21 protein-coding genes are annotated in these 17754 nt (G+C 65.8%); 11 read left to right on the top strand and 10 right to left on the bottom strand.

Going from position 1 to position 17754, the window contains the following annotated elements; genetic code table 11:
• Positions 1 to 55 precede the first annotated feature (55 nt).
• On the top strand, positions 56 to 640 hold the full coding sequence (locus tag AC5RVG_RS09650; protein ID WP_494013677.1) for a PepSY domain-containing protein: 585 nt from the start codon (positions 56 to 58) through the stop codon (positions 638 to 640).
• Between the two features lie 94 nt (positions 641 to 734).
• On the opposite strand, the gene AC5RVG_RS09655 is transcribed toward AC5RVG_RS09650, so the two are convergent.
• On the bottom strand, positions 735 to 2420 hold the full coding sequence (locus tag AC5RVG_RS09655; RefSeq protein WP_494013678.1) for an amidohydrolase: 1686 nt from the start codon (positions 2418 to 2420) through the stop codon (positions 735 to 737).
• A 331-nt stretch (positions 2421 to 2751) separates the two neighbouring features.
• On the opposite strand from AC5RVG_RS09655, the gene AC5RVG_RS09660 reads away from it, so the two are divergent.
• Positions 2752 to 3948 carry an MFS transporter gene (locus AC5RVG_RS09660; RefSeq protein ID WP_494000926.1) on the top strand — a complete coding sequence of 399 codons (1197 nt, stop codon included), beginning with the start codon at positions 2752 to 2754 and terminating at the stop codon, positions 3946 to 3948.
• A 110-nt stretch (positions 3949 to 4058) separates the two neighbouring features.
• A complete protein-coding gene (locus tag AC5RVG_RS09665) occupies positions 4059 to 4736 on the top strand; it encodes a TetR/AcrR family transcriptional regulator C-terminal domain-containing protein (protein WP_494013679.1) in 678 nt (225 codons plus the stop codon).
• 12 nt (positions 4737 to 4748) lie between these two features.
• Here the strand turns inward: AC5RVG_RS09665 and AC5RVG_RS09670 are convergent, their stop codons facing one another.
• From AC5RVG_RS09670 to AC5RVG_RS09685, 4 genes are all read right to left on the bottom strand, one after another.
• Positions 4749 to 5729 (bottom strand): D-2-hydroxyacid dehydrogenase, encoded by a 981-nt coding sequence (locus AC5RVG_RS09670; RefSeq protein ID WP_494013680.1) that lies wholly within the window; start codon positions 5727 to 5729, stop codon positions 4749 to 4751.
• Positions 5729 to 6418, bottom strand: a complete 690-nt coding sequence (locus AC5RVG_RS09675; protein ID WP_494013681.1) for a PspA/IM30 family protein — start codon at positions 6416 to 6418, stop codon at positions 5729 to 5731. The genes AC5RVG_RS09670 and AC5RVG_RS09675 overlap by 1 nt, the downstream gene beginning before the upstream one ends.
• 1 nt (position 6419) lies before the next feature.
• Positions 6420 to 7115: a hypothetical protein gene (locus AC5RVG_RS09680; protein WP_494013682.1), complete on the bottom strand. Its 696-nt coding sequence runs from the start codon at positions 7113 to 7115 to the stop codon at positions 6420 to 6422.
• Positions 7116 to 7271: 156 nt separating this feature from the next.
• On the bottom strand, positions 7272 to 7478 hold the full coding sequence (locus tag AC5RVG_RS09685; protein ID WP_127512299.1) for a cold-shock protein: 207 nt from the start codon (positions 7476 to 7478) through the stop codon (positions 7272 to 7274).
• Positions 7479 to 7781: 303 nt separating this feature from the next.
• Here AC5RVG_RS09685 and AC5RVG_RS09690 point away from each other — a divergent pair, with 303 nt between their 5' ends.
• The gene (locus AC5RVG_RS09690) at positions 7782 to 8885 is read left to right on the top strand and encodes a fatty acid desaturase family protein (RefSeq protein ID WP_494013683.1); all 1104 of its coding nucleotides are present in this window, start codon (positions 7782 to 7784) and stop codon (positions 8883 to 8885) included.
• Between the two features lie 59 nt (positions 8886 to 8944).
• Here AC5RVG_RS09690 and AC5RVG_RS09695 read toward each other — a convergent pair whose 3' ends face one another.
• The 4 genes from AC5RVG_RS09695 to AC5RVG_RS09710 all read right to left on the bottom strand — a co-directional run bounded on the left by AC5RVG_RS09695 (position 8945) and on the right by AC5RVG_RS09710 (position 11166).
• Positions 8945 to 9775: an aldo/keto reductase gene (locus AC5RVG_RS09695; RefSeq protein WP_494013684.1), complete on the bottom strand. Its 831-nt coding sequence runs from the start codon at positions 9773 to 9775 to the stop codon at positions 8945 to 8947.
• Between the two features lie 32 nt (positions 9776 to 9807).
• Entirely contained in the window at positions 9808 to 10239 is a 432-nt protein-coding gene (locus AC5RVG_RS09700) for a hotdog fold thioesterase (RefSeq protein ID WP_494013685.1), read from the bottom strand.
• A 113-nt stretch (positions 10240 to 10352) separates the two neighbouring features.
• Complete coding sequence (locus AC5RVG_RS09705; protein WP_494000918.1) at positions 10353 to 10646, bottom strand: DUF503 domain-containing protein; 294 nt, start codon at positions 10644 to 10646, stop codon at positions 10353 to 10355.
• 10 nt (positions 10647 to 10656) lie between these two features.
• Positions 10657 to 11166: a MarR family winged helix-turn-helix transcriptional regulator gene (locus tag AC5RVG_RS09710; protein ID WP_494013686.1), complete on the bottom strand. Its 510-nt coding sequence runs from the start codon at positions 11164 to 11166 to the stop codon at positions 10657 to 10659.
• Between the two features lie 91 nt (positions 11167 to 11257).
• On the opposite strand from AC5RVG_RS09710, the gene AC5RVG_RS09715 reads away from it, so the two are divergent.
• From AC5RVG_RS09715 to AC5RVG_RS09745, 7 genes are all read left to right on the top strand, one after another.
• Complete coding sequence (locus tag AC5RVG_RS09715; protein WP_494013687.1) at positions 11258 to 11908, top strand: NADPH-dependent F420 reductase; 651 nt, start codon at positions 11258 to 11260, stop codon at positions 11906 to 11908.
• A gap of 29 nt (positions 11909 to 11937) precedes the next feature.
• Positions 11938 to 12981, top strand: a complete 1044-nt coding sequence (locus AC5RVG_RS09720) for an LLM class flavin-dependent oxidoreductase (RefSeq protein WP_494013688.1) — start codon at positions 11938 to 11940, stop codon at positions 12979 to 12981.
• A gap of 97 nt (positions 12982 to 13078) precedes the next feature.
• Positions 13079 to 13912: an NUDIX hydrolase gene (locus tag AC5RVG_RS09725; RefSeq protein WP_494013689.1), complete on the top strand. Its 834-nt coding sequence runs from the start codon at positions 13079 to 13081 to the stop codon at positions 13910 to 13912.
• 70 nt (positions 13913 to 13982) lie between these two features.
• On the top strand, positions 13983 to 14210 hold the full coding sequence (locus AC5RVG_RS09730) for a PLDc N-terminal domain-containing protein (RefSeq protein WP_494013690.1): 228 nt from the start codon (positions 13983 to 13985) through the stop codon (positions 14208 to 14210).
• 243 nt (positions 14211 to 14453) lie between these two features.
• Positions 14454 to 15299 carry an ABC transporter permease gene (locus tag AC5RVG_RS09735; RefSeq protein WP_494000912.1) on the top strand — a complete coding sequence of 282 codons (846 nt, stop codon included), beginning with the start codon at positions 14454 to 14456 and terminating at the stop codon, positions 15297 to 15299.
• A complete protein-coding gene (locus tag AC5RVG_RS09740) occupies positions 15296 to 16069 on the top strand; it encodes an ABC transporter permease (protein WP_494013691.1) in 774 nt (257 codons plus the stop codon). The genes AC5RVG_RS09735 and AC5RVG_RS09740 overlap by 4 nt, the downstream gene beginning before the upstream one ends.
• Entirely contained in the window at positions 16059 to 16919 is an 861-nt protein-coding gene (locus AC5RVG_RS09745; protein WP_494013692.1) for an ABC transporter ATP-binding protein, read from the top strand. Before AC5RVG_RS09740 ends, AC5RVG_RS09745 begins: the two co-directional genes overlap by 11 nt.
• A 294-nt stretch (positions 16920 to 17213) precedes the next feature.
• Here AC5RVG_RS09745 and AC5RVG_RS09750 read toward each other — a convergent pair whose 3' ends face one another.
• Positions 17214 to 17687, bottom strand: a complete 474-nt coding sequence (locus AC5RVG_RS09750; protein WP_494000909.1) for a MarR family winged helix-turn-helix transcriptional regulator — start codon at positions 17685 to 17687, stop codon at positions 17214 to 17216.
• Positions 17688 to 17754: the final 67 nt, after the last annotated feature.

Below are 17754 nucleotides of genomic sequence, written 5' to 3' on the forward strand. Positions count from 1 at the left end.
GGCGGCGGAGGGCCCGGGGATGGCCAAGCCGGTTGCCGGGGCGGAGAATCGGTCTATGGAACAGCTGAGGAAGACTTTCATCGCCCTTTCGATGGCTGCCGGGCTGGCCGTTACAGTGTCGGCCTGTGACGCCACCGGAGACGACGTGTCCCAGCCCGAACCCGGCCAGGCCCAGCCGGCCGAAACCCCGGCCGGGGCCGGCAACCCGAGCCCTGGCGGCACAGGATCTGCCATGCCCGGTGAACGCAATGCGCGGGCCGCGGTCGAAACCGCGGTGAATGCCGTCCGCGGCAGTTCCGCGATCGAACTCGACTACAGCGACCGGCTTCAGGCCTGGGAGGTGGACGTCTTCGACGTCGATGCCGAGCTCGAGGTGCAGGTCTCGCCGGACGGCAGCGAGGTGCTTGAGCAACGGGAATCCGGGGGTGCCGAACCGGAGCAGGCCCGAGAGTTGGAGCAAACCAGGGTTTCCATGTCCGAGGCCCTTGTCACCGCCGCGGAAGCCGAACCGGGGAACGTGGACGAAGTGACGCTGGGGGATGAGGACGGCCTCCCGGTGTGGGAGATCGAAATCGACCGCGAAGACGGCTCCAGCGCCGACGTGTTGATCGACGCCGTCACCGGTGAGCAGATCCGCTAGAGGGCGAACCTTTCGAAGGCCATTCGGGTGCATCATTGCCCTCGGGAATGATGCTCCTTGTACCCGGGGCCGAATCTGTAGTGGTGGCCACCTCTTATGCCCATGCCTGCTGGCGGTAGTGCACGGCGCGTCCGCCCACCATGGTCATGGCGGCAGCCACGGTGTGCAGGTCTTCTGAAGCCAGATCGAAGGGCTGGCGGTCCAGTACCACCAGGTCCGCCAACGCGCCCACCCGGAGCAGGCCGCCCTGATCAAGGCGGTTCAGCCTTGCTGAACCGGAAGTATAGGCGGCCATGGCAATCTCCAAGGCCAGGGCCTCGCTTGGTATGAGAGGCCCTTCCCCCGACATTTCGGGGCCGCGGCGGTTGACGGCCACATGGATAGCCTGCCAAGGGTCGGGGGTGGAGACCGGCCAATCCGATCCCATTGCCAGAGCGGCGCCGGAGGAGACGAGGGAGTTGAAGGGGTATTGCCAGCCAGCCCTCTCGAGTCCGAGGATCGGCAAGGTCAACTCGGTCATCTGCTCGTCATTCTGCGCCCAGAAGGCCTGGGCGTTGGCTGTGACTCCGAGCCTGGCGAAGCGCGGCACATCCTGCGGGTGGACGATCTGGATGTGTGCCATATGGTGCCGTCTGGCGGTGCCGCCTGTGTTGGTGTTGCGGGCGTGCTCGATGGCATCGAGCCCGTCGCGCACCGCGCGGTCTCCAATGACGTGCATGTGCAGGTCAAAGCCCGCACCGTCCAATGCTGCGACCGCATCGAGGAGCACTTCCCTGGGCATATACGTCAGGCCGCGGGAGTCCGCTGCGCCGTGGTCGTTGGAACCTCCGGTGCAGGTGCACGGGCGCAGGTAGGGATCCAGCATCGCCGCTGTCTGATTCTCAGCCACCCCGTCCACCATGATCTTGGCGCTCGTGGTGGTGAAGCCCGCAGCTCCGTTCTCCCGTCGCCGTTCTTCGAATCCTTCCACCAGCTCCGCGAGGTTGCCCGACGTTGTGGTGCGCGGCACCCACAAAGCTCCTGTGGCCCGTGCGGTGAGCGTGCCGTTTCCGGCCAGCTGCCGGTATATCCGGCTGACGTCCGGGTAGCCTGCATAGTCCCCAAGGATCGCTTCCTGCCAGCCCGTGACGCCTTGCGCGTGCAGGAATCGCTGTGCCTCGAGCAGTGCTTCGGCCAGTTCCGCATCGGTGGGTTCCGGCACCAGCTTGCCCACAAGGTCCATGGCGCCCTCATGCAGAGTGCCGGTGGGGTTACCGTCGCTGTCCCGCTCCAGCCGCCCATCAGCAGGGTCCGGTGTTCGGGCATCGATGCCGGCCAGCTGAAGGGCCCGGGAATTGACCCAGGCCCCGTGGTGGTCTCGGTTAAGGAGAAACACCGGCCGGTCTGCAACGACCTCGTCCAACTGCTCCTTGCGAGGGGCGCCGCCGTGGAAGTCGGCCATGGACCAACCACCACCGGTGATCCACTCCTTGTCGGGATTAGCTGCGGCGTATTCCCGCACAGTCGCGAGCGCGGCCTTTGCCCCTGAGACCTCCGACAGGTCACAGCTGAGTCGTTCAATCCCGCCGTAAACGGCGTGTACGTGGGCGTCGGTAAAACCCGGGCACAGCAGCCTTCCGCGCAGATCTACCGTTTCCGCCGCTTTCCCGGCCGCGGCACGCACCTCATCGTCCGTGCCGACGTCCGTGATCCGCCCGCCGGTCACGGCGACTGCCGTAACGTCCGGTCGCAGGCGCACCCCGTCGAAGATCCTGCCGGAGTGGAATACCCAGTCGGTCATGCTGCTCCTTTGCGGTCCTTTCCTGGGCCGGCGGCTTTTCCTCGACCCGCTGCTCGTCTCCGCCGGGGATGGTGTCAGGTGCGAATGATGAGCAGGTGCACATCATGAGACAGGCAATCAGCCGCAAAGTCAACATCGTTGACTTTGCTTGCGTGACACTCTTCGGGCCCGCGGCGCCCCCGGGGCACTACTGTGATCCAGATCACAGCTGGGACTGTTGTGGTGAGGTGGGCCACTATGCCACTCTTCAGTCAGCGCCGTTGACAACGCCGTTGACTTTACCGACAGGTGTCGATCGCTCCATTAGCCTTAGCCCCTCGAAGGGAAACACATGCTTCCGACCAGTTCCATCCCACCTCTCACGCCCAGGGTAGTCATTGGATTTCTTGGTACCTGGGTAATGGCTCTGCTTGCGGCCAACCTTGTACCCGTGCTGATCGGGGCGCTCATTGCGGACCTCGGCATGTCCATCACTGCGGCCTCTGCGCTGGCCACGGCAATGTCACTGGGCACCGCAGCAAGCATTTTCGCCTGTACCAAGTTGGTCGCTAAGGGAGACCGTCCCAGAGTTGCGCGAATAGGCCTGCTGGTTATGGCCCTCGGTTTCGGTGTGGGCGCCGCGACTCTGAACGAGACCGCCGTTGGCATCGGTATTGTGCTTGCGGGTATCGGCGCCGGCACAGTGGTGGCTGCCGGTACCGCAGCTTCCGCTGCTACCCGTGATCCGGACAAGACGGTCAACATAGTCATGATCGTCAACCGCCTGGCTGCGGCGGCACTTCTGGCTATCGTGCCGGTCCTCGGCAGCGACCTCCGCACGATTCTGCTCATCCTGACGGCAGTAGGGCTGGTCGGACTGCTCGCCGCTGGAGGATTGCCCAACGTGCCCATCGAGGTAGCCCAGAAACCCGTCTCGGGGCGCCAGTTCGGGAGCAAGGCCATCATTTTGGCGTTGGTTTTTGGGCTTTGGAGCATGACCGAAGACCTCGTCTACGCCATCTCCGGTGTGATTGGCACTGAATATGCCGGGATGACACTCGAGGACCTTTCCCTCGTCCTTTCGCTCAGCGTTGTCGGCGGTCTCGCGGGCGCGCTGCTTTCCCCGCTTGCCCTGAAGCTCCTGGGCCGATCGCTGGCCATCGGACTGATAATCACCATCGGATCCATCTGCAAATACCTGGTCTTGACAGCCGACGAAGCAACCACAATGTCGGCAGGCATTGTCGTGGCTGGAACGATGTACGGCGCCGTGCTGGCGCTGGTCTTCGCGCTGGCCGCGCGGATGGATCTATCAGGCCGCGTGGCAACCCTGGTCACCGGCGTCTACATTGTGGGCGTTGCACTGGGACCGGTCGTCGGCGGCAGCCTGATCGGTATCATCAGCACGGATGCTTTGGGACTGGCCATCGGTATTCCCAGCCTCATTTTCGGAGTGCTGCTGTACGCAGTATCCCGCGCCAGCGGTGTTGCGGAGCGTGGTGGTGAAATCGTCGAGTCAGTGAGGACCCAACAGGACGCAGTCGTGTAGCTGGGGAACAGTGAATTGCGAGAATCCGTCTCCGCCCTCCTCCACCTGACACCACGGCATCCGATGTGCGAGGCTACAGGTGTGGCGCACATCTTGGGGCGGGAAACCTAATGGGGGCAGAGGCGGAACTCGCTAATCCCCGGCAGCGGGCAAAAGGGCTCAATCGCGAAATCATCATCGATGCCTGCCTGCAGCTGACTGACGAGTCCGGTGCTTCCGCACTAACGTTCCGCCGCATCGGGCGAGCCCTGGGCGCGGACCCCACCGCACTGTACAGACACTTTAAAGACAAAGACGAACTGCTTCTGGCGCTGACAGACCGTCTGATCGGCGAAGCCCTCCGTGATTTTGAGCCAACCCAATCCTGGCGAGAGGACATCCGGGAGTTGCTCATTCGCGGGCGCAGGGCCTACCTGGCACATCCCCAAGTGGCTGCCCTCGCCGCCGTGCGTGTGACGCGGCAAGAGTCCGAGATGCGCTTCGTGGAGACGATCCTCGCCACCTTACGAAAAGCAGGATTCGAGGGTGACGACGTTGTCAAAATTTACCGGGCTTGCGCCGACTTTATGCTCGCCTGGACAGGTTTCAGTGCTGCCCTGAAGTTACTGGGCGAGAAGTCGGCAACGGACGTTCGGGCTTGGGCAGAAGCCTACGCCCAAGCTCCGGCCGGCCGCTTCCCGAACGCTGCGGCTGCTGCAGCCTCCATGTCAGCTATCGACGACGACGAGAACTTCCTATTCTCGCTGGACCTGCTGCTTGACGGCATTGAAGCCCGCTTAGCCGTGTAGCGCCCTGCTCGTTCAGGATTCTGCGGGCGCCGCGAAACCCAGCGTCTTGTCGATGATGTTCTCCAACGGCTGCTGCCGGGTGTAGCGGGCGAAATTGTCCGCGAACTGCCCGGCCAGCTGGGGCAGCCAGCCACGGGCATCACCGCTGAGGTGCGGCGAAATGATCACGTTGTCCATCTTCCAGAGCGCGTGGTCGGCCGGCAGCGGCTCGGTTTCAAACACGTCCAGGGCGGCTCCGGCGATGGCGCCGGATCGCAGCGCCGCCACCAGGGCGTCGGTGTCCACGCACGCCCCGCGGCCCACGTTCACCAGCCGGGCCGTGGGCTTCATGGCCTCCAGCACGGCTGCGTCGACGAGGTGCCGGGTCTCTTCGGTCAGCGGTGCCACCATCACCACCCAGTCGAAGGTTCCGACGACGGCGGCGAGTTCCGACGACGCGTACACCTCGCCGAAGTCCGCGTCATCGCTGCGGGCAGTGCGCCCGGCCCCGGCAACGTGCAGGCCGAGGGCCTTGAGCACACGCGCGATCTCGCGTCCGATGGCACCGGTGCCCACGATGAGGGCGCGGCCGGACTCCAGTCGTTCGGTCTCACGGTGCCGCCAGGTGCGCTCCCGCTGCAAAGACAGCAGGCCGGGCAGGTCCTTGGCGAAGGCGAGCATCCCGGCGAGGACGAATTCGGCGATCGGCCGGTCGAAGATGCCGCGGGCGTTGGTAACCACCACGCCTGAATCCCGCAGTTCCTGGAACAGGAGCTTGTCCACGCCGGCGGCGGCCACATGAATCCACTCCAGCGAGCCGGCCGCATGCCAGGCATCCTCCAGGGCGGGGGAGAAAAAATCCCAGAGGAACAGCACCTGGGCGCCGTTCAAGGCTTCCTCCAAGCCGTCCGCGGTGGCATAACGCACCTCCGCGGCGGCCTCCACGTCCTCCATGCCCGGCGGCAGGTGGTCTTTGTACAGGACGGTGACGACGGGCCTGGCGGCTGCGGCCATCAGGCTTCCGGCGCCTTGTTGCGCCGCGACTTCAGCGCGCCCAGCTGGTCGTCAACTTCCGTGCTGGCCTCCAGCCATTCGAAGGCCTCCTGCACTTGCGGCGAGTCCGGGTTCGACCATGCGATTTCGTTGCGGGCGGATGCCTCGGCCTCGATGCGACGGGTCTCCCGTTCGGCATCCCGGGCAGCGGACTGCATCCCGGTTGCGCTGCCGGCTGCCGCCGAGGCGGCCTGCTGCATGCCGAGCGTGGCCTGAGCGACGTTGTGGCGTGCCTGGAGGGTCTGGTACCGCAGGCGGCTCTCGTCTATCCGCGAGGACAGGCGGGCGAGCTCCCCGTCCAACCGGCGCCACTGATCGGCCATGCGCTCATATTGCCGGGCGAGGGTTTCCACGCGCTTCGACGCCGTAATGCTCCGGTGCAGGAACTCGCGGGCCCCGTCGTCGTCGCCGCGGGCCACGCACTCTTCGGCCTGGCGGTCGCAGTACGCCTGCTCTGCTTTGGCCTCATCCAACAGCAGCCCGATGCGGCGGCAGTCGGCCGCGATGTCCGCGACGCTGCGGCGGGCTTGGTCCACCGCTTCGGACTGCTGCTGCTGGCTGGCCTCTATGGCCGCCAGGGGATCGACCGGAGTCTCCCTGGCCGCGCGGTTGGCGCGGATGATGCGTCCAAGGCGGTGCTTGATGGACACGTTAGCTCCTCATGGGATCGGGCCGACGCCGCGCCGGGGCGGGCTGGCGGCGCGGCGGGCCGGACCGGGGGTGGGGCGGGACGGCGGGGCTGCGCCCGTCGCGGACACCGCGGTAGGCCGAGGACCATGCGTGCAGCGCCTCGATCTCCCGGGACAAATGCCGGCCGGCCAGTTCCAGCTGTTCGGCGTCGGCAGAGTACCCGGCTTCAACCAGGTGTTGCCGCAGTTGGCCCGACAGCCGGGTGAGTTGTTCGGTCCGCCCGCCCAGGCTGGCGGCGAGGGAGCGTTTGACCTCCGGGACCGGCTCGCCTTCCGCCAACTTCAGCTGTTCGTCCAGGGACCGGGAAGCCGTTTCAAGCCTGGCGGCCACCAGCGGCAGCTCCCCGACGGGGCGGCCCTCCGCCCGGGCGGAGGCGAGTGTCCGTTCCGTCGCTTCCGCCGAGCGCTGCAATCCGAGCCGCTGGCGGGCCAGGCGGCGGCCGGCGGCATCCTTGCTGAAACTGCGGACGGTGAGCGACCCCCGGCGCAGCCCGTTCCGCAACCGGCGGGAGCGCCGGATCCTGCGGATCACCAGCCAAACGGTCACCGCCGCGGCCGTCCCTACGCACAGCACGGCGATGCCGGTGAACATCAGGATTTGCATGACCATGTCGGCCAAAAAGGTTCCGGTACTGGCGGGCACTGGTGTCAAGGGCATGCCTCAAGTTTGCCCCCGGATGAGCGATTCCTGCCAGTGGGAGTGAATTGCCGGGTAAAACGGCGGGGCAAAACAGCCGGGCACAACAATGGAGCCGGTTCCCGTACGGGAACCGGCTCCATTGGAAAAGACTAGAGCGGCGTTGCCGCTGCCGTCTTAGAGGCCGCGGATGTTGGCAGCCTGCAGGCCCTTGGGGCCCTGCACGGTTTCGAATTCGACCTTCTGGTCTTCACGCAGTTCGCGGTATCCGCCACTGTTCTCGATAGCCGAGTAGTGAGCGAAGACGTCGGCCGAGCCGTCGTCCGGAGCGATGAAGCCGAAGCCCTTTTCAGAGTTAAACCACTTGACGGTTCCAGTTGCCATTTTGTACTCCTCCGAGTATTTACACGGCCCGCGGACTTCACGGGTCGCTTGCAGCGGTGTTTTTCGTCCGCCGTTCAGAGAAGCACAAACCCTTCGGTGAAGGGCCTGTTGCTCAAAATCAAATGCGCAACACAACAACTACAAAAATTACTGTACAGGACTTTGGCCGGGAATCCGAACGGCGCTACCACGGCACCCCCTGTTCAGGGCGCGTTCAGGTTGTTATCGTAAAGTGATCTTCATCTACGGGGCATTCGCCCTATTCCGCGGCTGGGAAGTCGGACCCGAACCACTGAAGGCTGCATGAGCATATCTGTATCTCCACCGACAACTTCTACCCGTAGCAAGCGCGGTTCTTCCGCCGCCAGCGGCTACTCCCAGCTGTTGAGCACCGTGCGGGATGCAGGTCTGCTGCGAAAGCGCAGGGGGTTCTACATCAGCCTCTTTGTTGCACTGGCGCTGGGGCTGGCGGGCGCGGTCACCGGATTCGTACTGCTTGGCGACAGCTGGTTCCAGCTGTTGATTGCCGGCGCACTGGGCATCCTGTTCACGCAGTTGGCGTTCCTGGCCCATGAGGCCGCCCACCGGCAGGTCTTCGAAACCGGTCCGGCCAACGACCGCGCCGGAAGGTTCCTGGCCAACGCCGTCGTGGGCATCAGCTACCAGTGGTGGATGAACAAACACACCCGGCACCACGGCAACCCGAACACCATCGGGAAAGACCCGGACATCGAGCAGGACACCGTCTCCTTCCTGCCCGAACAGGCTGCCGAACGCCGCGGCCTGATGGCCTGGTTCACCCGCCGGCAGGGCTACCTGTTCTTCCCACTGCTGATGCTCGAGGGCATCAACCTGCACGCCACCTCCATCAGGTCGCTGTTTGCGCGCGGCCCCGTCAAGGGCCGCAAGAGGGAAATTTCCGTGCTGTTCGCGCGGCTCACTCTTTATGTCGCGGCCATCTTCTTCTTCCTCCCGCCCGGCATCGCGTTCGCATTCCTCGGAGTGCAGCTGGCCGTCTTCGGGGTCTACATGGGTGCGTCCTTCGCGCCGAACCACAAGGGCATGCCGCTGATCCCCAAGGACTCGAAGGTGGACTTCCTCAGCCGCCAGGTCCTGACCAGCCGCAACATCGTTGGCCGCACCCCCGGGGGAAGCGGCGCCATCAATGCGCTTATGGGCGGGCTCAACTACCAGGTGGAGCACCACCTGTTCCCGAGCATGCCGCGGCCCAACCTGGCCAAGGCCGCCCGGATCGTGCGCGAATACTGCGCCAGCCACAGCATCCCGTACACCGAAACGTCGCTGCCCAAGTCCTACGGCATCGTGGTCCGGTACCTGAACAAGGTGGGCCTGTCGGCGCGGGACCCGTTCGACTGCCCGATGGTCTCGCAGTACCGCCGGCTCTAGCGCTCAGCAGGTTCCCAACGGTTGCCGGTGTCCAACGCGGACACCGGCAACCGTCGTTTCTAGAGCTGCGTGAAGGCGGCCGTGGCCGGGTCCGCGCCGATGCGACCGCCGGCGTCAAGCGCTGTGATCGCGGCCAGGTCCTCCGCATCGAGCGTGAGCCGTGCCGCGGTCAGGTTTTTCGCTATCCGGCCCGGGTTGGCGGACTTGGGGATCACGATGTTGCCGTTGGCCAGATGCCAGGCGAGCACCACTTGGGCCGGTGTCGCCAGATACTTTGCCGCGATGGCGGTGACCGTCCGGCTCTCCAAATCGGCGCCCTGGCCCAGAGGGCTGTAGGCCTCGACGGCGATGCCGTGCCGGCGGCTGAGCGCCGCCACTTCGCGCTGCTGGAAGGTCGGGTGGATCTCGATCTGGTTGACCGCCGGCACCATGCCTCCGGCGGCCAGCAGGGTCTGTAGATGCTCGGACAGGAAGTTGGAGACGCCGATGGCCCGGCTGAGGCCTTCGGCGTAGAGTTTTTCGAGCGCCTGCCATGCCTGCACGTACAGGTTCTGCGAGGGCACCGGCCAGTGGATCAAGTACAGGTCCACGAAGTCCAAGCCGAGTTCGCGCAGGCTGTTATCAAAAGCCCGGCGGGCGTCGGCCTGTTCGCCGTTGCGGAGCTTGGTGGTGATGAACAGTTCCTCGCGCGGGATCCCGCTGGATCTGATCGCCGCGCCCACGCCGGACTCGTTGCGGTAGGCGGCGGCGGTGTCGATGTGGCGGTAACCGGCCTCCAGCGCAGCTTCAACGGCCCGCTGCGTTTCAGCCGGCGGCACTTTGAAAACGCCGAAGCCCAACTGCGGGATGCTGACGCCGTTATTGAGATCGATCGCGGGCACTACGGCCATCGGGAATGCTCCTTCGGTGCAGGGGGGCGGAACTACTTCTTCGGGACCAGCACGCCGTAGACGCGCATCTCGGCCAGATGCTGGCCGTCATGGTCGTGAATGGAGATATCCACGATGTTGTTGCGGCCATAGCGGGTGCGTTCGACGCCGGTGGCCACCAGGCGGGCTTCGGCCGCGCCGGGCGCGATGTACGTTATTTCCGCCTGACGGGAGACCGACGGCCGGCCCAGCGACTCGCAAACGAACGCGAAGCACGTATCGCCGAGCGTAAACAGGTAGCCGCCGTGCAGGATGTGGTGACCGTTCAGCATGTAGTCCTGGACGCCCATGGACATTACTACACGGCCTTCTTCGGCCTCCAGCACCTCGATGCCAAGGTGCTGCGACGCCTTGTCTGAGGCATAGCGGTGGCGGACAAGCTCCTCGACGGTGGAAAACTGCTCGTCGGTGGCGGGGGTAGTCAACAGAGCCTCCGGATGTGGCACGGATCATGGGCGTGACCAACGCTACCAATATCCACACCGGTCGATGCTCATCGGCGGGCTGCAAAACCGGTTTGCAGCGGCGCGGTGCGGGCTCAGTCGTCGCTGGAGTGTATTTTCCGCCGCGTGCTGAGCAGGTCCACGCCGGGGCGGTAGGCAATGTAGTTCTCGGCCGTGTCCAGCACCTGGACCACATGGGCCCGGTCGCCGCCTACCAGCCCGATGCCCAGTTCGGCCCGCCGGTAGAGGTTCTGTTGGCCGACTTCCGCCACTGAGACATCGAACCGCTTCCGCACCTCGGCGATGATCGGCCGCAGCACGGATCGCTTTTCCTTGAGCGAATGCACGTCGCCCAGGAGCAGGTCGAACTCAATCCAGCCGATCCACATGCTGACGAGTCTAGGGCAGGTGATCCATCGCCTCGCACGGGCTGGAGTTCGGCTGCGCGCGGTGGATTCCCATGGCCAACACCTCGACCAGGGCGGAAAGCGTGCGCACGTCCTCCGGCGAGAGGCCGGAGAGCAGGTCCTGCTCAGCACGTGCGACGCGGACCTCGAGCTCCGAGAGTGCGGCGCGTCCCTGCGCGGTGGGAACGATTTTCCGTGCACGCCGGTCGTTCGCGGCGGGGACGCGCTCCACCAGCCGGGCGGCCACGAGCTTGTCGAGAATGTAGGTCAGGACAGTGCGGTCGATTGCCAAGTGGGACCCGAGGGCCTGCTGGTTCGGCGGGTCCCGATGAACGACGGCGGAGAGGATTTGGTAGCCGCGGATGCCTTCCGGCATTCCGGTGACGGCCTCCTCGAACTTTGACTGGTACCCGCGCAGGACCATGCCGAGGTTCCAGCCGAAGTCGCCGGGAACCGGGCTGTGCGTCCTGTCCGCTGTGGCGGCTCGTTCTTCTCCTGTCATGACTCTCATGATAACGAATCATGCGAAGTTGCACAGATAATCTGCAATGAATATAGTCTGTCGGACAGCATATTTGCAGACTGGAGTTGGAATGAAGCGTGGCACCGTTGGCATCCTGGGGGCTGGCCGGGTGGGCACCGCCGTCGCGCGGCAGGCGCTCACAGCCGGCTACCGGGTGAAGATCGCGACGTCCAAGCCGGCCGCAGAGATCGCCTTGCTGACCGAAATCATCACGCCGGGGGCGGAGCCGGTCGACGCCGCAGAAGTGGGGGAGGCGGACCTGGTTCTCGCCGCGATCCCGCTGCACCGTTACCGCACGCTGGATCCGGGCCGGTTGGCCGGCAAGACCGTGATCGATGCGATGAACTACTGGGCACCGACCGACGGCGTGATCCGCGATTTCGAGAACGACCCGCGCGGCAGCAGCGAGGTCGTCCAGGATTTCCTGGCGGGAGCGCGACTGGTGAAAACCCTGAACCACATCGGGTACCGGGAACTCGAAGAGGAGGGCCGCGATCCGGGTTCCGCCGACCGCCGAGCCTTGGCTCTTGCCGGCGATCACGACGACGCCAAATCCCTGGTCGCGGCCTTCATCGATCGCCTGGGTTACGACCCGGTCGATGCCGGCCCGCTCTCGGCCGGCCGCGCTTTCCAGCCGGGGACCCGCATTTTCAACGCCGCCCATGCCGCCGACGAGCTCCGAGGCCTCTTGGCGGAGGCCACCGAACCGGCGTGTCGATGACGGCATCAACAGGCAGAACAGGACAAGACATGGAAATCGGTGCCTACAGCTTCGGCGACACGCAACTCAATCCGGACGGCAGCCAGCGGGAGACGTCGGAGGCCATCCGTAACCTCTTTGAGGCGATCCTCCACGCCGACACGGTTGGCTTGGATTACTTCGGGATCGGCGAGCACCACACCACCAGCATGCCCGCGTCCTCGCCGGGCGCGATCGTCGCCGCGGCCGCGGCCGCCACGCAACAGATCCGGCTCGGGAGCGCCGCCAGCATCATCTCCACGGACGACCCCGTTCGTGTGTTCCAGCAGTTCTCCACGGCGGACGCGATTTCCGGGGGCGGCCGCGTCGAGATCACCGCGGGCCGCGGTTCCTCGGTGGAAACATTTCCGCTGTTCGGCTACGACCTGGGCGACTACGACGAGTTATATGCGCAGAAGCTGGATCTGCTGATGGCCATCAACAACAGCCGCACCCCCGAAGTGACGTGGAGCGGATCCCGGAGGCCGCCCATCGCGGACCTGGCCGTCGTGCCGCGCCCTGCCGCCGGGCCGCTGCCCATCTGGCTGGCCACCGGGGGCAACGCCGGTTCTTCCGCCCGGGCCGGGCAGCTCGGACTGCCCGTCTCCTACGGGATTATCGGCGGAGCCCCGCACCGGTTCGCTCCACTGGCCGAGCTTTACCGGCGCACCGCGGCCCAGGCCGGCCACAGCGGTCCGCAGATCAAGGTTTCCGTTGCCGCCCTCGGGCTGGTGGCGCCGAGCAAGCAGGAGGCCCTCGACCGGTTCTACCCCGGCTGGCATAACCTCAACGTGGAAATGGGCCGGCTGCGCGGCTGGCCCGCGCCCGACAAGCGCGCTTTCCTGGCCCAGGCCGAGGCCCCGGGCGCCTATTACGTCGGCGATCCGGACGACGTGGCCGAGCGGATTGCCCACCTGCACGGATACCTCGGACATGTGCGCCACTTCCTGCAGACCGACATCGGCGGGCTGCCGCACGAGCACCTGATCGACTCCATCACGCTGCTGGCCACCGAGGTCAAGCCGCGGGTTGAGCGGCTGCTGTCCCGGAAGTAGGCACGACACGCCGCCGGCGCGCCCCGCTGGCCATATCTATCCGCGGCTCGAAGCGACGCCTCCGCCGCCGTCCTAAGCTAAGGGCGTGGATAAAGCGGTGGACAGACAAACGGACCAGGCAGAGCTGGCGGCAACAGTCATCCTGCTGCGCGACGGCCCGGAGGGACTGGAAGTCCTGATGCTGGAACGCCCCGGCGGTGGATCCTTCGCGGGGGCCTGGGTATTCCCCGGCGGCAAGGTGGACCCGGGGGACTACCGTGCCGCCGAAGCCGACGCCGAAGCCGAAGCCGAAGCCGAAGCCGAAGCCGAAGCCGAAGCCGAAGCCGAAGCCGAAGCCAAAGCCGAAGCCAAACCCGAACCCGACGCCGACGCCGAAGCGGGCACCGGCACAGAGGCCGGCGGCGCCGTCGAACGTGACCAGGGTCGGCAGCTGGCGGCGGCAAGGATCGCAGGGGCGCGCGAGACCTTCGAGGAGACCGGCCTGCGGATCGCCGGTCAGGACCTGGTACACCTATCCAACTGGGTACCCCGCCACAGCCTGGTTCGCCGCTTCCAAACATGGTTTTTCGCGGCAGCGGCGCCGGTCGGCGAGGTCGTGCTCAACGACGACGAGCTGGCCGGCTTCGCCTGGATGCGGCCCGGCGAAGCGCTCCGCCGGCATGAGACGGGGCTGATGCGGCTGGTCCCGCCGACCTGGGTCACCCTGCATGAACTGGGCCGCTTCAACACCGTTGCGGACGCACTGGAAGCCGCTCGGAACACGGAGCCTTTCAACTATGAGAGCCACGTGCTTGATGACCCGGCCAGCGGACAGGTCATCGTGTGGGCGGGCGACGCTGCCTACCCCGGTCCCGGGCCGGCTGCGGCCGCCGGGGCCAGGCACCGACTCTCCACCGCCTCGCTGCCCTGGCGGTACGAAAGGCATCGCTAGGCCCCTGCGCCGCCGGCCCGGCACGCCTACACTTGAGGCACCTGCTGCCACAACCGACCGGGAGGCCGCCATGAAGAAAGCCATGAAGAAGAAGTCCTTGAGGGATTTGAGCGGGGGGCAGCGGCTGCGTGTAGCCACAATGGCCGGGCTGCAGCTTGTCTTGCAGACGGCCGCTCTGAAGGACCTGAAGAAGCGCCCGGCCGCCCTGGTCAACGGGCCGAAGCCGGTGTGGTTTGCCGCGTCCTTCCTCAACTTCATCGGCCCGGCGGCCTACTTCCTGCTCGGGCGAAAGCGCTGAACTCCTCTGCACAAACCGTTGATCTATTCAATTCAGGGGTGTTAGAGACCGTCGCGCAGTGTTGCCTGCGTAACGATGGCCTAGAGTGTTTGACGTCACCAAGTGGCGTCGACCACACTTGAGCTAGTGAACGCATGTTCGGCTAGCGAACAGGGCGGTCTGTATCCCCGTTCTCCTCGGGGCAGAAGGAGTGGAAATGAAATGTGCGCTGTATAGGGCGCCGCACCTCGTCGGGATGCTCCCGTGAGCGCGCCCGCGGTGACAACTGACAGCAAGGGTCCGGCGGCCAGCCGGTCACGCCGGCGCCCGTCGAAGAAGCGTCCCACCAAGCAGTTGCTGGGCCTTGCCGGGATCCTTGCATTCCTGCTGGTGTGGGAACTGGTGCCGCGGGTGGGGATTGTTGAGGCCCGCTTCCTGCCTCCTGCCTCCGAGGTGCTCGCCGTGCTGTTCAACGATTTCGGCCTGGCGGCGTTCTGGCTCGCGGTGGGCGAGACCATGCTCGCGTGGTTCCTTGGCCTGCTGATGGCGGTGCTGCTGGCCGTGGTACTTGGCTTCATCATCGGTTCGTCAAACTTCCTGCGGAAGTTCACCAACTCCACGGTGGAGTTTTTGCGCCCCATCCCGTCGGTCGCGTTGATTCCGCTGGCGGTGCTGCTGTTCGGCGTGAAGATCGAGTCCTCGCTGATGCTGATTGTCTACGCATCGTTTTGGCAGGTCTTCATCCAGGTGCTGTACGGGGTGGCCGACGTGGACAACGTGGCGATGCAAACGGCGAAGTCCTACGGCCTGGGCCGATTCGCCCGGGTCCGCCACGTGGTGTTCCCTACCGCCCTGCCGTACCTGATGACCGGGGTGCGCCTGGCCGCAGCGGTGGCGCTGATCCTCGCCATCACGGCCGAACTGGTGATCGGTTCCCCGGGCCTGGGCCGGGAAATCGCGCTGGCGCAGTCCGGCGGCGCGATCGCGGGCATGTATGCGTTGGTGCTGGCCACGGGGCTGATCGGCGTGCTGGTCAACCTGGTGATGCGCTTCATTGAGCGCAAGACCCTGTCGTGGCATGAATCGATCCGTTCCGAGGTGATCGCGTGAAAGTCCTGAAAAGCATTGCCTACGCGCTGGCGCTGCCGGTCATCCTCGTGCTGATCTGGTGGGCCTTGACGCTGGGCGCGACGAACTTCTTCGTGCCCACGCCGGCACTGCTCGTCGACGCGTTCGCCGAGACCTGGTTCGGAGAACGGCTTTTGTCCGACGTGCTGCCCTCGATCGGGCGGCTGATCATCGGGGTGGCCGCGGCGATCATCCTGGGCATCGTCGCCGGCCTGCTGATCGGCTCGATCAAGTGGCTGCGCGACTTCACCGAGCCGGTGCTGGAGTTCTTCCGCGCCATCCCGCCGCCGGTGCTGATTCCGGTACTGATGCTGCTGATGGGCATCACCGACACGATGAAGATTGTGGTCATCATCTCCGGCTGCATCTGGCCGGTGTTGCTGAACACCATCGAAGGCGTCCGCGCCATTGACTCGGTGCTTTCGGACTCGGCGCACACCTACGGCATCGGCGGCATGGCCCGCGTGCGCCACCTGGTGCTGCCCTCTGCGGGTCCGCAGATCATGGCCGGCGTCCGCCAGTGCCTGTCGATCGGGCTGATCCTGATGGTGATCTCCGAGATGTTCGCCTCGTCCTCGGGGCTGGGCTTTACCATCGTGCAGTTCCAGCGTTCCTTTGCGATCCCCGAAATGTGGTCCGGCATCGTGGTGCTGGGCCTGATCGGTGTTGCCATGTCATTCATCTTCCAATGGACCGAGCGCAAGATCCTGCGCTGGTACCACGGCCTGCGAGAGGTAGAAAATGCAGCCTGAAACCACCCCGGTTCCGACCGGCAAAACCCTGCCCGAAGGCCAGGCCATGCTCTCGGTGCGCGGCGTCAAGAAGGTCTACCACACCGACGGCGGCGACATTGAGGCGGTGCGCAACCTTACCTTCGACCTGCGGGCGGGGGAGCTGGCCTGCCTGGTCGGCCCGTCCGGGTCCGGCAAGACCACCTTGCTCAAGTGCATCTCCGGCCTGCTGGCCCCAACCGAGGGTGAGGTGCTGCTGGACGGCGCCCGGGTGACCGGCCCGCCCAAGAAGATGGCCGTGGTGTTCCAGGAGTACGGCCGCTCGCTGTTCCCCTGGATGCGGGTGCGCGAGAACGTGGAGCTGCCGCTGAAGAACGCCGGCATGGGCAAGGCCGAGCGCGACAAGCTCGTGGACGACGCCCTCGAGGCCGTGGGCCTGGACCACGTGCCGCAGTCCTACCCGTGGCAGCTCTCCGGCGGCATGCAGCAGCGCGTGGCCATCGCCCGGGCAGTGGCCTACCAGCCCGAGGTGCTGCTCATGGATGAGCCGTTCGCCGCGGTCGACGCCCAGACCCGGGCCGACCTGGAGGACCTGATCCGCACGGTCTGGAAGAAACTGGGCGTCACCGTCCTGTTCGTCACCCACGACATCGACGAATCGGTCTACCTGGGCCAGCGCGTGATTATCCTGTCCTCCTCGCCGACCGTGATCCAGGAAGACCTCGAGATCGACCTGCCCGACGAGCGCGACCAGCTAAACACCCGGGCACTGCCGCGGTTCACCGAACTGCGCCACCACGTCTACGAACAGATCCAGCTTGCCAAGCAGGGCCACCGCCCCGCCGCCGCCACCCAGGCCGGCGCCGGCTAGCGGGAGGCTGTGGGGCGCCGGACGCATCCTGGCCAAGGGTGCGGCCGGCTCCGATCCTCAACCAGCTCCCCGGTCCCGCCCGCCCTCCGAGATCGACTGCTCAGATAACGCCCTTCTCAGCTGAAAGGGCCTTATCTGAGTAGCCGATTGGGTGGGGTTGGGGTGGGGTTGAGGGAGGGGTTTGGGAGAGGGGAGAGCCGGCCTGCGGCGCCCGGTGCGCGGCGCCCTTCGCGGCCGGTTAGAAGGTGATGCGGCGCAGCAGGTCGCGCAGAACGCGGCGCGCGTCTCGGCCGGTCAGAAGGCGATGCGGCGCAGCAGGTCGCGCAGCGTTTCCCGTTCCTGTTCGTTCAGCCGGGCCAAGGACTCGTCCGACGCCTCGCGGATGATCGCTTCGGCCTGCTTGTACAGCTTCCGGCCCGATGCCGTCGCAACGATGACCTTGGAGCGGCGGTCGCGCGGGTCGGCTTCACGGGTGACGGCGCCGCGCCGCTCCAACTGGTCCACCAGGGCCACGATCTGGCTGGGGTCCAGGCTCAGGAAGTCGGCGAGTTCGCGCTGCGACGGGTTCTCCCCGCTGCACGCCAGCGACAGCACCGAGTAGGACCGCACTTTCAGGTCAAGCTCGGCCAGCATGTTGTTGGCCAGGCCGGACCCCAGCGAACGCGCCCGCGCCGTGAGGAACTCGATTTCGTTGGCCAGATCGGTGCCGTACAGCCGTTCAAGGCCGGCGGTCGCCGACGGGCGGACGGCCGTTGTTGCTGCGGACATGGTTCCTCGCTAGAAGTAGGTGCTGCCCAAAATGATTGACTTTTTCAATCATATGGGTTGTCATGGG

The sequence above is a fragment of the Arthrobacter senegalensis genome (assembly GCF_059091765.1).